Annotated in this window: 14 protein-coding genes, 1 tRNA gene, 1 pseudogene and 1 riboswitch; of the genes and pseudogenes, 8 read left to right on the top strand and 8 right to left on the bottom strand. The window is 60.7% G+C overall.

Annotated elements, in window-relative coordinates; all coding sequences use genetic code 11:
- Nucleotides 1–289 precede the first annotated feature (289 nt).
- The 3 genes and pseudogenes from Q7V03_RS02695 to Q7V03_RS02685 all read right to left on the bottom strand — a co-directional run.
- A pseudogene (locus Q7V03_RS02695) lies at nucleotides 290–591 on the bottom strand (nicotinate-nucleotide diphosphorylase (carboxylating)); the annotation flags it as partial.
- 75 nt (nucleotides 592–666) lie between these two features.
- Nucleotides 667–1,275 carry a sugar transferase gene (locus Q7V03_RS02690; RefSeq protein WP_304924068.1) on the bottom strand — a complete coding sequence of 203 codons (609 nt, stop codon included), beginning with the start codon at nucleotides 1,273–1,275 and terminating at the stop codon, nucleotides 667–669.
- A complete protein-coding gene (locus tag Q7V03_RS02685) occupies nucleotides 1,272–2,105 on the bottom strand; it encodes an NAD(P)-dependent oxidoreductase (RefSeq protein WP_304924067.1) in 834 nt (277 codons plus the stop codon). Before Q7V03_RS02685 ends, Q7V03_RS02690 begins: the two co-directional genes overlap by 4 nt.
- Before the next feature lie 233 nt (nucleotides 2,106–2,338).
- On the opposite strand from Q7V03_RS02685, the gene Q7V03_RS02680 reads away from it, so the two are divergent.
- Nucleotides 2,339–3,592, top strand: coding sequence for a DNA polymerase IV (locus tag Q7V03_RS02680; protein ID WP_304924066.1), 1,254 nt, complete (start codon nucleotides 2,339–2,341; stop codon nucleotides 3,590–3,592).
- 155 nt (nucleotides 3,593–3,747) lie between these two features.
- On the opposite strand, the gene Q7V03_RS02675 is transcribed toward Q7V03_RS02680, so the two are convergent.
- Nucleotides 3,748–4,605: an N-formylglutamate amidohydrolase gene (locus Q7V03_RS02675; protein ID WP_304924065.1), complete on the bottom strand. Its 858-nt coding sequence runs from the start codon at nucleotides 4,603–4,605 to the stop codon at nucleotides 3,748–3,750.
- A 182-nt stretch (nucleotides 4,606–4,787) separates the two neighbouring features.
- Here Q7V03_RS02675 and Q7V03_RS02670 point away from each other — a divergent pair.
- The 3 genes from Q7V03_RS02670 to Q7V03_RS02660 all read left to right on the top strand — a co-directional run bounded on the left by Q7V03_RS02670 (nucleotide 4,788) and on the right by Q7V03_RS02660 (nucleotide 5,864).
- Nucleotides 4,788–4,862 (top strand) — tRNA-Val (locus tag Q7V03_RS02670).
- Nucleotides 4,863–4,938: 76 nt separating this feature from the next.
- Entirely contained in the window at nucleotides 4,939–5,064 is a 126-nt protein-coding gene (gene ykgO / locus Q7V03_RS02665; RefSeq protein WP_054006596.1) for a type B 50S ribosomal protein L36, read from the top strand.
- 182 nt (nucleotides 5,065–5,246) lie between these two features.
- Nucleotides 5,247–5,864: an FMN-binding negative transcriptional regulator gene (locus tag Q7V03_RS02660; RefSeq protein ID WP_304924064.1), complete on the top strand. Its 618-nt coding sequence runs from the start codon at nucleotides 5,247–5,249 to the stop codon at nucleotides 5,862–5,864.
- On the opposite strand, the gene Q7V03_RS02655 is transcribed toward Q7V03_RS02660, so the two are convergent.
- Nucleotides 5,823–6,104 carry a hypothetical protein gene (locus tag Q7V03_RS02655; protein ID WP_304924063.1) on the bottom strand — a complete coding sequence of 94 codons (282 nt, stop codon included), beginning with the start codon at nucleotides 6,102–6,104 and terminating at the stop codon, nucleotides 5,823–5,825. The genes Q7V03_RS02660 and Q7V03_RS02655 overlap by 42 nt on opposite strands.
- Before the next feature lie 403 nt (nucleotides 6,105–6,507).
- On the opposite strand from Q7V03_RS02655, the gene Q7V03_RS02650 reads away from it, so the two are divergent.
- From Q7V03_RS02650 to Q7V03_RS02635, 4 genes are all read left to right on the top strand, one after another.
- A complete protein-coding gene (locus Q7V03_RS02650; RefSeq protein ID WP_304924062.1) occupies nucleotides 6,508–7,116 on the top strand; it encodes a glutathione S-transferase family protein in 609 nt (202 codons plus the stop codon).
- A gap of 247 nt (nucleotides 7,117–7,363) precedes the next feature.
- Complete coding sequence (gene petA, locus Q7V03_RS02645; protein ID WP_304924061.1) at nucleotides 7,364–7,924, top strand: ubiquinol-cytochrome c reductase iron-sulfur subunit; 561 nt, start codon at nucleotides 7,364–7,366, stop codon at nucleotides 7,922–7,924.
- An 11-nt stretch (nucleotides 7,925–7,935) separates the two neighbouring features.
- Nucleotides 7,936–9,249: a cytochrome b gene (gene petB, locus Q7V03_RS02640; RefSeq protein ID WP_304924060.1), complete on the top strand. Its 1,314-nt coding sequence runs from the start codon at nucleotides 7,936–7,938 to the stop codon at nucleotides 9,247–9,249.
- A gap of 19 nt (nucleotides 9,250–9,268) precedes the next feature.
- Entirely contained in the window at nucleotides 9,269–10,057 is a 789-nt protein-coding gene (locus tag Q7V03_RS02635) for a cytochrome c1 (protein ID WP_304924059.1), read from the top strand.
- Between the two features lie 54 nt (nucleotides 10,058–10,111).
- On the opposite strand, the gene Q7V03_RS02630 is transcribed toward Q7V03_RS02635, so the two are convergent.
- The 3 genes from Q7V03_RS02630 to thiB are packed head-to-tail and all read right to left on the bottom strand — an operon-like array spanning nucleotide 10,112 to nucleotide 13,294.
- Nucleotides 10,112–10,804: an ATP-binding cassette domain-containing protein gene (locus tag Q7V03_RS02630; protein ID WP_304924058.1), complete on the bottom strand. Its 693-nt coding sequence runs from the start codon at nucleotides 10,802–10,804 to the stop codon at nucleotides 10,112–10,114.
- Nucleotides 10,791–12,335 (bottom strand): thiamine/thiamine pyrophosphate ABC transporter permease ThiP, encoded by a 1,545-nt coding sequence (locus Q7V03_RS02625; RefSeq protein WP_304924057.1) that lies wholly within the window; start codon nucleotides 12,333–12,335, stop codon nucleotides 10,791–10,793. Before Q7V03_RS02625 ends, Q7V03_RS02630 begins: the two co-directional genes overlap by 14 nt.
- Nucleotides 12,311–13,294, bottom strand: coding sequence for a thiamine ABC transporter substrate binding subunit (gene thiB / locus Q7V03_RS02620; RefSeq protein ID WP_304924056.1), 984 nt, complete (start codon nucleotides 13,292–13,294; stop codon nucleotides 12,311–12,313). The genes Q7V03_RS02625 and thiB overlap by 25 nt, the downstream gene beginning before the upstream one ends.
- Nucleotides 13,295–13,331: 37 nt before the next feature.
- A riboswitch (TPP riboswitch) is annotated at nucleotides 13,332–13,452 on the bottom strand.
- Nucleotides 13,453–13,522 lie beyond the last annotated feature (70 nt).

The raw sequence follows: 13,522 nt of genomic DNA, 5'->3' as shown, positions 1-13,522 counted from the left end.
GGCGATCAAACGCATTGGCACCCTGCTCTGCCACATCAGACAATCTTCAAGGGCCCAGCCAAGCTGCGGCCTGAACACGCGCGCGCTTGCAGAGTCGTCAACCCACTGGGTTCAACACGCGCGGCACCTCAGCCATACGCCCGCTTAAAAACCTATTTCGACGGACCGGACATCAGGCGGAAAGCCATGCCCACCGTGGTTCTTCGCCACAAGCCAATCCAGCGTTTCGATCTCCGCGATGGGTTGGCGGGCCACATCGCTGCAACCCTTCGCACTTTGATATCAGACCTCAGAAATCCAGCTCCCGATCCAGCGTGTGCGCCGAATGGGTCAAAAGCCCGACCGAGATATGATTGCCCCCCATCGCCGCAGCCTCGGCAATCCGTGACAGCGCCATATTGCCCGAGGTTTCCATCACCAACCGCCCCGCCACCAGATCGACCGCTTGCCGCGACGTCGGGGTGTCGATGTTGTCCAGAGGCACCACATCCGCGCCGCCGTCAGCACCACGCTATTACCGCCAGCAACTGCAATGTGATTGTCCTTGATCAAGATCGCATCCCATACAAGCTTGACGCCGTTCACGCCGCCGGCGCGGGTGTTGATCAGGATCATCCCAAAGCCCCTGCTTGGTGACAGGTTCGTGCTGTTTGGGCAAAAGCTGGCCTAAAGCGGCAACCGCTTGAACACCGTCTTCAGCATCAGATAAAAATCAAACCGCAGATTGCGCCGCCGCTGGTAAATCAAATCCAGCTTGGCCTTGCGCGGCACACAAGACCGCGCATAGACCGCATCGGTTTCGGCGGCGGTCTTGCAGCGCGCCAGCAGCAGTCCCTCGTGGCGATGATAGACAATCGTCGCAAGTCCGGTGATTCCGGGGCGCGATTTCAGCACTTGGCCGTAAATCTCGGGGAAGCGTTCGACATATTCGCGCAGCGGCGGGCGTGGCCCCACAAAGCTGATATCGCCCTTCAGCACATTCCAAAGCTGCGGCAATTCATCCAACCGGGTGCGACGGATAAACCGACCCGTCCGAGTGATGCGGCTGGATTTATCACCGCCCGAAACCCCCGCTTCCGCAGGCCGCACCGTCATGCTGCGGAACTTCGCCAGCTTGAAGCTTTGGGTCGGCGTCTTCATCCGCTCGGCCCAATAGATCACCGGGCGGCCATCCAATACCAAGATCGCCAGCGCCGTCAGCAGCCCCAAAGGCAGCAGCGGAATCGCCAGCACCAACACCGCCAGCACATCCAGAAAGCGTTTCATCGGCGTCATTGTGGCCCTCGGGTAGCTTGCCATTCCGCCACAATGACGGCGGCATCTGACGGGTTTTCAGCAAAGCGGTAATGCTGCGCCAGCAGGCCGCAATCAAGCGTAATGCGCTGATAGGCCGTTGTCGGGGCGGCGTGATAGTGCCACTCCGCCCCAGCCACCTGCGCCAGATCGGCCATCGCCACCGGATTGGGCGCGCCGATGTTCAGCACGGGCGGCAGGTCTTGGCCCAGCAGACGCGCCAAAACATCCGCCAAAGTGATCGGCCCGATATAGCTGCGCACTGGGCCCTTGCCGTCTGCAAAGCCGTCGATCTTGGTTGGTTGTCCGGGCCGTATCCCACCAAGCAAAGCATCCGCCCCCGCCACATTGCCAATCCGCAGCGCCGTGATCGCAAGCCCCTGTGCGCGCCACCGATCAGCCACGGCCTCAGCCTCCAACTTGGAACGGCCATAGTCATTCACAGGATGGGTCGGCGTATCCTCGCGACACGCCTGCCCGCCATTCACCCCATAAACCGCCGAGGACGAGGCCAGCAAAACCTGCCCAATCCCCGCCTGCACCGCCGCCGCAAAGCAAGCCTCGGCAAGTTGCGCATTCAACCCCAAGGCGCCACGCACCGCTCCCGCCAGCACGATCATCGCCCGAAACCGTCCCGCCTCAAGCGCCGCGCCCGAAAGCGGATGCCACTCCATCTGCGGCAAATCCGAGGACAAAGTTCCCCCACGGCGCTGCAAAGTCGGAGCCTGCCCCGCCAGTTGCCAAGCCTGCGCCAGCAGCCGCCCAACCTGCCCGCTTGCACCCACCACCAAGGTTTTATTGATCTGGTTCAACATACCGCCAGTTATAAGGGATTTGCGGGCCGCAGCCAACGTTCTAGGGCGAAGCGTCTGTATCGACGTTGGATGCCTCCGGCGGGGATACTTGAGCACAGAGGATGACCTAAAAGCAAATGCGGCAATCGTAAACAATTCACAAACACCACCCCCTAACCCATTGATTCCTATAAAACGCCCTCATGCGCCACGCGTGGACAACCTCGCCCCCGATCTGGCATAATCCCGCCATGCCCACCCTGTGCCGCGACTGCCTCACCCAATTTGACGCCCGAGCCCGCTGCCCCAAGTGCCGCTCTCCCCGTCTGCTTGCCCATCCCGAGTTGAACCAGCTTTCGATCGCCCATATGGATTGCGACGCCTTCTATGCCAGCGTCGAGAAACGCGACAATCCAGACCTCCGCGACAAAGCCGTGATCGTCGGCGGCGGCACCCGAGGCGTGGTCTCGACCTGCTGCTACCTCGCCCGCATCCATGGCGTGCGCTCTGCCATGCCGATGTTTCAGGCGCTGAAACTCTGCCCCGATGCCGTGGTCGTCAAACCCCGGATGTCGGTCTACGTCGACGCCTCGCGTGCCATTCGCGCGATGATGGAGACGCTGACGCCTGCCATCGAACCGCTTTCGCTGGACGAGGCGTTTCTAGACCTCACCGGAACCGAACGCCTGCACGGCGCGCCCCCCGCCGTGGTGCTGGCAAGGCTGGTGAAACGGATGGAGGATGAGTTGGGCCTGTCAGGCTCAGTCGGCCTGTCACACAACAAATTCCTTGCCAAGATCGCCTCCGACCTCGACAAACCGCGCGGGTTTTCTATCATCGGCCGGGCCGAGACCGAGGCTTTCCTGCGCCCCAAACCGGTGCGGATCATCTGGGGCGTCGGCACCGCCAGCCAAGCCGCGCTGGAAAAAGCCGGCATCCGCACCATCAATGACCTGCTGCGCTGGGACCGCACCGATCTTGTCGCCCGCTTCGGCAGTATGGGCGACAGGCTGTGGCACCTTGCCCGAGGTCTGGACACCCGACGGGTGAACCGCGATGAAAAGCTGAAGTCGATCAGCAAGGAAACCACCTTTTTTGAGGACACCTCTGACCCCGATCTGCTGGACGGCCATCTGTGGCGTCTGGCCGAGCAAGTCGCTGACCGTGCCAAGGCCAAGGCTTTGTCAGGCAAAACCGTCACCCTGAAACTGAAGCGCGCCGATTTCCAACTGATCAGCCGCCGCCACAGTTTGACCGATCCGACCCAGCTGAGCGACCGCATCTACCGCGCCGCCCGCGCTTTGTTTGACCAGACCGACCGCAAAGGCCCCTACCGCCTGATCGGTGTCGGCATCAGCGATCTTGCCCCAGAAGCGCAGGCCGATCTTTCTGCCGATCTTCTGGACCCCACCGCAGGCAAACGCGCCGCAGCCGAACGCGCCACTGATGCCATCCGCGCCCGCTTTGGCGGCGCGGCGATCATCAAGGGGCGGGCGCTGCGATAGCCGGGAGGTCCCAACTCGGGACCTTTTTTATGACTTATAAATCAATGACTTAATCTGGTCAGTTTAAGACTTTTTTAACGATTGAGCGTAAAAGAGCCTTGGCGCACGGCATCGCGGCAACCTTGGGCCAAGGACAGCCAGCCCCAAAATAACCGCTATTCCGCCGCCAAAGGCAAGCTGGCGCGGCCAATGCCGACGATTTCGCCAATCACTCCGGCCATCAATGCCTTAAAATCATCAAAACCGCTGTGCGGACTGATCGTGGCTTCATCCATGTAAAGCCCGCGATCAATTTCCACCTGTATCACATGCCTGCGCGCCGAGGGCCGCCCATAGCTTTGCGCGATAAACGCCCCCGCAAACGGCGTATTGCGCGCCACGCGCAGGCCCGCGCGCTGAAACGCGGCCTCAACCCCGTCCATCACATGCCGCCCGGCAGCAGCCCCAAACCGATCGCCCAACACCACATCGGGCTTCGGTTGACCGGGCCGTCCGTGGCCGTCGATGGCCTCATGCGGCATCGAGTGGCAATCAATCAGCACGGCCTCGCCAAATTGCGCATGGGTTTCGTCCAGCAACTGCCGCAGCGCGCGGTGGTAGGGGTGCCAAACCTGAGCAATGCGTGCTTCGGCTTCAGCCAGTGCCATCTTGCCGCGATAGATCAGCCGCCCACCCGACACCACGCGGGGAATCACCCCCAGCCCAGAAGAGATGCGCGGGTTGTGCGGCACCCGCGCGATGCCTTCGATCACCGCAGGGTCAAATTCATCAGGCGCGCGGTTCAGATCAAGATAAGCGCGCGGCACATCGGCCACCAACAGCGGTGCGCCGTGCTGAACGGCCGCGCCAAACACTTGATCGACAAAGGCATCTTCCGAAGACCGGATCGCATCACGCGACAGAATCGTCTGCGCCAGAAATGCCACCGAATAGGCCCGCCCGCTGTGCGGCGAGGCAAACACCACCGCCGTATCTTGCCGTTCGGGGCGATGGATTTGGTAAACCTGCGACACGCCACACTCCTGTTACTTTGTGATATAACTGCAAAATATCCTTTACCGATACCCCCCTTTACCCCCTTGAACAGGCCCGCGACTCTGTTTATAGCCCAGCCATCCGACGCGGTTCCGCCCGCGTCCTTTTGTTTGGGTCTTACGGCTTGGATGAATAGATTGGGTGGAAACGTCAGGCTTGTGGGCGGTTAGCTCAGCGGTAGAGCACTACGTTGACATCGTAGTGGCCACTGGTTCGATCCCAGTACCGCCCACCATTTCGCCGTTCCCGGCAACGGGGGCTACGTTTTTCAACTGGCGCAAAGACGCGCCGCGAACAAGGGAGATGCTACGATGAAAGTTGCAAACTCGCTCCGCTCGCTGAAGAACCGTCATCGCGATTGCCAGGTCGTGCGCCGTAAAGGCCGCGTCTATGTGATCAACAAGACGCAAAAGCGCTACAAGGCCCGTCAGGGTTGATCGCGCGCAGCAGCACCGAATAGGCCGCCGAGAGCAATCTCTGGCGGCTTTTTCAATGGCGCTTGGCGGATGGGGCTTTGGCTGTCTGTGATTGCGGCGGTCTAATGCCAGATAAGAAAGATTCGATTGTCGTGATGCGCACCGCCGCTTAGGCAAGCTGAGATCCCTTTTTGGAGCCCGCCATGCACCCCAATCCCGCGTTCCGCTCTGTCCCGTTGCAAGACAACCTTGCCCTCGCCCGTGCGCGCGGCTTTGGGATTTTGTCGGTAAACGGGGCAGAGGGTCCCTTGGCCGCGCATGTGCCGTTCTTAATCTCGGACGATGCCAGCTTTGCGGAATTGCATTTGGCACGCTCAAACCCGATTGCGCGCGCCTGCACAGCGGGCCTGCCTGCGCTGATCGCAGTCTCTGGCCCCGATGCTTATATCTCCCCGGATTGGTACGACATAGAAGATCAGGTGCCGACGTGGAACTATATCGCGGTGCATCTGCGGGGGGTGCTGTCGTCGCTGCCCGAAGATCATCTCCACCCGCATGTCGATGCGCTGTCTGCCGAACATGAAACCCGGCTACTGCCGAAAAAGCCGTGGGTGTCCGACAAGATGTCGGAAGGCGTGATGCCCAGCATGCTGCGGATGATCCTGCCGTTTCGGTTCCAGATTGCCTCGGTCGCAGGCACTTGGAAACTGAACCAGAACAAGACGCCAGAGGTGCGCCGCTGCGCTGCCGATCACCTGCAACAGCAAGCCGATATGGGCTCACAAGCCATCGCCGCGCTGATGCGGCGGGACTTGGGCTGACACCCCCACCCCTGGCGTGCGGGTTGACGGCACCTCAACGGTCATGGCCTTCAGCCGCCATTCGATGCGACCAATGCCGCCGCCGTCCTGCAGCAAGGAAAACCGTGTGATCGGCGCGGGACCCGACCCCAAGACGCGCGCAAGGTCCAATTCAGCCGCAGCTTTGGCGACAACGCCCTCCGGATCAAAAGCCCCGGTTTTCTGATCATAGGCGTGATGGATGCCGACCGGGTCAAGCACCACACCCCGACGCGACCACCCAGCAAAGCCGCATGCGGGCCGTCCACGTTCAAATCGCAGAACTGCGCGTTGATCGCATTCTGCATCGAATCCGCAATAAAGCGCAGTTTTTGCGCAGGCTCAAACCGCGACGGCATCGCCTGCCCGGTGGCGAGGTTTCAAAGGCGGATCGTATTGCCATCGGCCCTGCCCAACAGCTTGCCATCGGGCGCAGTCACCATATCCAGCACCGGCCTTTGAACGGATGCAGGCGGAATAGCGCATCTTCGGCCAACTCAGGGGTGGCGAGGAAGGCGGCAAAGATAAGGGCGCGGTTGGCAACTGACAGGTGTTGTCATGTCGGCGCCGGCGCGGCTTAACTGGCGGCAACCAAACGAATCACATCTGCAGACACGGAGACATCATGCGGCTTTACACCTCCCCCGCGACGCCCTTTGGCCGCAAGGTTATGGCGCTGATTTTGGAACTTGGCCTGGAAGATCGTATTGAGATCAGCAATGTGATGGGCACGCCGCTGGCCCCCGGCAGTTTGCCTGTGGATCAGAACCCGTTGGGCAAGATCCCGGCGCTGCAAACTGATGCGGGGGGGATTTACGACAGCCGGGTGATCTGCCGCTATCTCAACGATCTGGCGGGGGGTGCGCTGTATCCGACCGGGCCCGCGATCTGGCCGTGTTTGGTGCGAGAGGCGACGGTGGATGGCATCCTAGAGGCCGCGCTGGCGATGGCCTATGAGGTGCGTCTGCGCCCGGTAGACAAGCAATTTCCTGAATGGATTGAGGCACAATGGGTCAAGGCCGCCCGTGCGCTGGATGTGATTGAAGCGGATTGGGCGGCAGTTTTGAACGGGCCACTCGAAATGCCGCAGATCGGTCTGGCTTGCGCACTGGGTTATCTCGACTTTCGGCACGATGCGCGGAATTGGCGGCAGGGGCGACCACAACTGGCGGCTTGGGAAGCAGAATTTGCCAACCGCCCGGCCATGTTGGCGACTCGCCCAGTGCAAATCTAAGCCACAAAGTCCCGACAAAAACACTTTATCTATAGCAAATCGCGACAAACGGGCGGTGTGCGGGAATGATTTGCGTAGCTTCAAGGTCGCACATCAGGAAAAGCTGATTTCCGCCGCCCCTGCGCGGCTTTGTCCGCTGGACGTCCCAGCTTTCTGTGGCTAAACCCGCCATGTAAGGCTCCGGGAAACCGGGGCCGCAGCTATATATCGGTCGCGCGCCTTGCGACCTTTGAAGGGAGAAGTTCTCGTGTCCCACGCAGACGATACCGCAGGCACCCGCAGGGATTTCCTGTATTACGCAACCGCCGGAGCGGGCGTTGTGGCAACTGGCGCGGCGGTTTGGCCGCTGGTCAACCAGATGAACCCCTCAGCCGACACCCGCGCTTTGGCCTCGATCATGGTGGATATCACCGCTGTCGAAGTCGGCACCCAGATCACTGTCAAGTGGCGCGGAAAGCCGGTGTTCATCCGCCGCCGCACCCCGGATGAGATCGAAAAAGGCCGTGCCGTGCCGCTGACCGATCTGGCAGACACCAATGCCGAGAACGCCAATCTGGATGCCTCGACCACTGCCGAAGACAAAAACCGCACGCTGGATGAAGCAGGCGAGTGGTTGGTGATGATGGGCGTTTGCACCCATTTGGGCTGCGTGCCTTTGGGCGATGCCGGCGATTTCGGAGGCTGGTTTTGCCCTTGCCACGGATCGCACTATGATATGGCCGGTCGTATTCGCAAAGGCCCAGCCCCGCGCAACCTGCCGGTGCCGATGGCGAAATTCGAAAACGCAACAACGATCAAGCTGGGATAAGGACAAAAACCATGGCCGGAATTCCGCACGACCATTACGAACCAAAGCCGGGTTTCCAAACCTGGCTGCACACCCGTCTGCCGATTGTCAGCATGGCATATGACACGCTGACGATCCCGACACCGAAAAACCTGAACTGGATGTGGATCTGGGGCATCGTCCTTACGTTCTGTCTGGGTCTGCAAATCATCACCGGCATCGTGCTGGCAATGCATTACACGCCGCATGTTGATTTCGCCTTCCGCTCGGTCGAGCACATCATGCGCGATGTAAATGGCGGCTATATGCTGCGGTATATCCACGCCAATGGCGCATCTTTGTTCTTCTTTGCCGTCTATCTGCACATCTTCCGCAGCCTGTACTACGGCAGCTACAAAGCCCCACGCGAAGTCACCTGGATCATCGGCATGATGATCTATCTTGCGATGATGGCGACGGCCTTTATGGGCTACGTGCTGCCTTGGGGTCAGATGTCGTTCTGGGGTGCCACGGTGATCACCGGCCTGTTCGGCGCGATCCCTGGTGTTGGCCCGATGATTCAGGAATGGCTGCTGGGCGGCCCTGCGGTGGACAACGCCACGCTGAACCGCTTCTTCAGCTTGCACTACCTGCTGCCCTTCGTGATTGCGGGCCTGGTGGCCCTGCACATCTGGGCGTTCCACAACACTGGCAACAACAACCCGACCGGCGTTGAAGTGCGGCGCACCTCGAAAGAGGATGCCGCGAAAGACACCGTTCCGTTCTGGCCATATTATGTGATCAAGGACCTGTTCGCGCTTTGCATCATTCTGGCGATCTTCTTTGCTGTCGTCAGCTTTATGCCAAACTACCTTGGCGATCCCGTCAACTACGTGCAAGCCAACCCGCTTTCTACTCCGGCGCACATCGTGCCAGAGTGGTACTTCCTGCCGTTCTACGCGATTCTGCGCGCCTTCACCGCCGATGTCTGGGTGGTGCAACTGGTGCAGTTCATCACATTCGGCATCGTTGACGCCAAATTCTTCGGTGTTCTCGCGATGTTCGGTGCAATTGCCGTGATGGCGATGGTGCCGTGGCTGGACACCTCTGCGGTGCGCTCGGGCAAATATCGGCCAAAGTTCAAAGCATGGTACTGGCTGCTGGCCATCGACTTTGTGGTGCTGACGTGGGTTGGTGCTCAGGTGCCAAATGAGCTGAACGCTTGGATCTCGCTGCTGGCCTCGGCCTACTGGTTTGCCTACTTCCTTGTGATCCTGCCGCTGCTGGGGGTGCTTGAAAAACCACTGCCGCAACCCGCTACGATTGAGGAAGACTTCAAGTCGCACTACGCCGCACCGGCTGAGTGAGAGAAAGGAACTGACTGAGATGTTTCGCAAAATCGCAATCAGCGCTGTCTCTGCACTGAGCCTGATGACGGCAATGGCCATGGCTGCCGAGACAGGCGGCCATGTCGAAGACGTGGCATTCAGCTTTGAAGGCCCGTTTGGCAGCTATGATGAACACCAACTGCAACGCGGGCTTCAGGTTTACACCGAAGTCTGCTCTGCCTGCCATGGTCTGAACATGGTGCCAATCCGCACCTTGTCGGATGAAGGGGGACCGCATCTGCCGGAAGACCAGGTGCGTGCCTACGCCAAGAACTTCTCGGTGACTGATAAGGACACTGGCGAAGATCGTGACGGCCTGCCGGTTGACTTCTTTCCTGCCAATGATGGCGCGGGCGCACCCGATCTTTCGCTGATGGCGAAGGCTCGGGCGGGCTTCCACGGCCCTTACGGGCTGGGTCTGAACCAGTTGTTCAAGGGCATGGGCGGGCCCGAATATATCGTGGCGCTGCTGCACGGCTACACCGGCGAAGAAAAAGACGAAGCCGGCTCGACCTTCTATGAAAACCCAGTGTACTCAACAGGCTGGATCAAAATGCAGCCGCCCTTGGCCGATGGTCAGGTGGAATTCGCCGATGGCGCGCCGAATGACATCAAAAGCATGTCCGAAGATGTGGCGGCGTTCCTGATGTGGTCGGCCGAGCCCAAGCTGAACGCCCGCAAGGACACTGGCTTTAAGGCCGTGTTGTTCCTGATCCTGCTGTCCTCGCTGCTGTATCTGACCAACAAGCGTCTGTGGTCGGGCATCAAAGGCAAGAAAGCGCACTGATTTTCGGATCACTGGCTTCGGAAAAACCCCGCCCAGTGCGGGGTTTTTTTATGTCTAACCCAGATACTCTTTTAGCGCCTGTGGTGGGTTGGCAAACAGCTCCGCTGTAACCACGGGGGCCTGCGCCACGCCATCGGCCACCAGCACCGTCTTACCCGCAAAGCGTTTCGCATCACTGGGATCATGCGTCACCATCAGCACCGCCGCCCCGGTGACAGTCGCCACCTCATCCAGCAAATCCAGCATCTCGGCCTTCAATGCTGGGCCAAGTGCCGCAAACGGCTCATCCAGCAACAGCACTGGCCTTGCGCGCAACAAAGCCCGCGCCAGCGCCGCCCTGCCCTGCTGCCCGCCCGAAAGCTGGCCGGGTTTGCGGGCAGCCAAACCCTTCAAGCCGACTTGGTTTAAGGTGGTTTCGATCTGTGCCCCTTGCGCCGGGGTTAACCGCAAGGTCGGCGACAACCCCAGCCCAAGGTTCTGCGCCAGCGTCAGATGTGGGAACAGGTTTTGATCCTGAAACAGAATCGTCAGCGGTCGATCCCCAGCAGAAACCCCTGCCAAATCCCTGCCCTGCCACAAAACATGCCCTTGCGCCGGGGCCAAAAACCCCGCCAAGGCCATCAGTAACGTCGATTTTCCCGCACCCGAAGGCCCGATCAACGCCACCCGCTCGCCCGCCGCTACCTGCCAATCGGCGGTCAGGCGGAAGTCATCTTGCTGCAAAACCACCCGTTCAAGCGTCAGCATAGTGGCTTCCCAATCGGTCAAAGGCCCAGAACAAAGCAAAGCTGATCGCAACCAATATCAGCGAGGCCGCCGCAGCCTGTTGCAACCGGTACGCCCCGATCAAATGTTGCACAAACAGCGGCAAAGTCGCGCCACCATCGCCCGCAAACAGCGCAATCACCCCCAGATCGCCCATCGAAAGCGCCGCAGCCAACCCCGCGCCATAGCCCAGCGGGCGGGCGAGCCTTGGCAGAGTGACAAAGCGCAGTATCGTGCGGCGCGGCAGGCCAAGGCTGGCAGTCAAGCGACCATAATCCGCCTCAAGCTGCCGCGCCTCAGGCAGCAAAAGTCGGAACAGATAGGGCAGCGTTAGCGTGGCATTGACCAAAACCGTGATCGGCAGCGCCAGCGTTTCCGGCGTCACAAACGGCCGCACCATCAGGAAAAGCCCCGTCCCCAACACCAGAGAACTTGCCGCAAGCGGCAGCATCGCTGCCAACTCGATCACCCGGATTTTGCCACGTGCCGCGCCCACAGCCAGGATCAGCGCAGCACTTGTCGCCAGCAAAGCCGACACCACAGCCACCAAAACCGAGCGCAGAACCGCCGGCCAAAGCCCATTCGGCAGCGCAGCCAGCCCCGGCAATCCCTTGCTGACCACCGCGAGCAACGGCGTAAACAAAAACAACGCCGCGGCAGCAATCGCCAGCCCATCCGCGCCGCGCCGCCACCCAGTCGGAGCTGCAATCGCCATCCGCCGCCCCAACCCCGCCCCAAACCCCTGCGGCAAAGTCAGCCCCAGTGCAGCCAGCGTGATCGCCGCACAGAGCGCAAACTGCACCGCCGCCAGCAAAGCCGCCCGCCCCAGATCAAACTCAAACCGCAACGATTGATAGATCGCCAGTTCCAGCGTGCTGGCCTTCGGCCCCCCGCCCAGCATCAAAGCAATCGCAAAACTTGCCAGACAAATCAGCAAGATCACCGCGAATATCCCCGGCAACTGCGCCCGCAACATCGGTGCTTCCAGATGCCGGAACTGTGCCGATGGCGGCAATCCCAGCGACTGCGCCAGCCGAAACCGCTCGACCGGGATCGACTGCCAGCCATGCAGCAACATCCGCGTTGCCAGCGGCATGTTGAAGAACACATTCGCCAGCACCACCCCATGCAACCCAAAGATCGACACCTCGGGCAAACCCAGCCATGCCAGCGCGCCGTTCACAGGCCCGCCCCGGCCAAACACCGTCAAAAGCCCCATCACCGCCACCACCACCGGCAGCACGAAAGGGGCCGCCAGCAACCGGATCAGCATCCCGCGCCACGGAAACCGACGGCGGAACAAGGCGCGCGCGACAGGGATAGCAAGCAGGCTCGACGTTGCCGCCGACAGGCTGGCTTGCAGCACGGTAAACCGCAAGGCCTGCCAATCCTGCGCGGCCAAAGCAAAACTCTCCGCCCGGGCGGCCACCATCGCCGCACTGCCCAAAATCAGCGCGGCGATGGCAAGGCTCAGCCCGAAGGCTGGGCTTATTTCGACAGCGCGGCTTGCCATTCCGCAATCGCGGGCGCACGGGCAGCTTCGGCGTCACGTGCCGACATCAGCAAAGATTTCACCGGCTGCACCAAAGTTTCAAACCCCTTCGGCAAGCCCTCTGCCGGAGTTTTAGCCGGATACATCCAGTTCGTGGTGATCAGCACCGACTGCGCCGCATCCGCCGTCAGGTAGGCCAGAAACTGATCTGCCAGCACAGATTGCTGCGATGAAGCCAGCTTTCCCGCCACCTCGATCTGCATATAATGCCCCTCAGAAAACGAAGCCGCCGCCTTGGTATCGTCATTCTCGGCAATCAGGTGATAGGCGGGCGAGGTGGTGTAAGACAGCACCATATCGGCCTGCCCCTCGGTAAACATGCCGTAGGCTTCCGACCAGCCGGGCGTCACCGTGACGATGTTATCGGCCAGATCGGCCCAGATTTGCGGCGCCTTGTCGCCATACGCCGCCTTCACCCACAGCACCAGACCAAGGCCGGGGGTAGACGAGCGCGGGTCCTCGATCACAACTTTCAAATCAGAAGCGGCAAGTTCTGCAAACGAAGCAGGCGGCGTGGCGACTTTGGTCTTGTCGTAAACGAAGGCGAAATAGCCCCAGTCGAACGGAATGAAGTTGGGGTCTTGGAAGGGCACTGGCAACGTGTTCGGCTGCGACGCTACGGGTGCGAACAATCCGGTCGCGGTCGCGTCGGCGGTCAGGTTGGTATCAAGGCCCACCACGACATCGGCCTTGCTATCCGTCCCCTCCAACTTCACCCGCGCCAGCAAGGCAGCGCCGTCGCCTGCGGTAACAAATTTCACGTCGCAGCCGCAGGTCGCTTCAAATCCCTTCTCAATCGCCGGGCCGGGGCCCCACTCGGACGTGAAGCTGTCATAGGTCAGCACGGTTAAGACGGGCGTATCAGCCAGCGCGGGCGAGGCGAGGAATACGAGGCCCGCAGCGAGGAGTTTGGTGGTCATCTTTCTCTCCAACGTTGCGACGGAAATGGTCGGGGATGGAGAAATCCAGCACCTTCCCTCCGCCGGTATGATCCGGTTCAGGTTCGACGGGTTCGCTTTCGCATCTCAGCCTTTGGCGCGTTTCATGGAAACGACCGCCGGCTCCCCGAGGTAAGACAAAGCATAGGCAAACCGTTGCCGGGTGCAAGAGGGGATATGTAGCCACACGCGGACAGAGGGTGCTGTGAC

It is taken from the genome of Cypionkella sp., assembly GCF_030652235.1.
GTDB lineage: Bacteria > Pseudomonadota > Alphaproteobacteria > Rhodobacterales > Rhodobacteraceae > Cypionkella.
The sequence above is the reverse complement of the archived record's forward strand: the minus strand, read 5'-3'. Positions and strand labels throughout refer to the sequence as shown.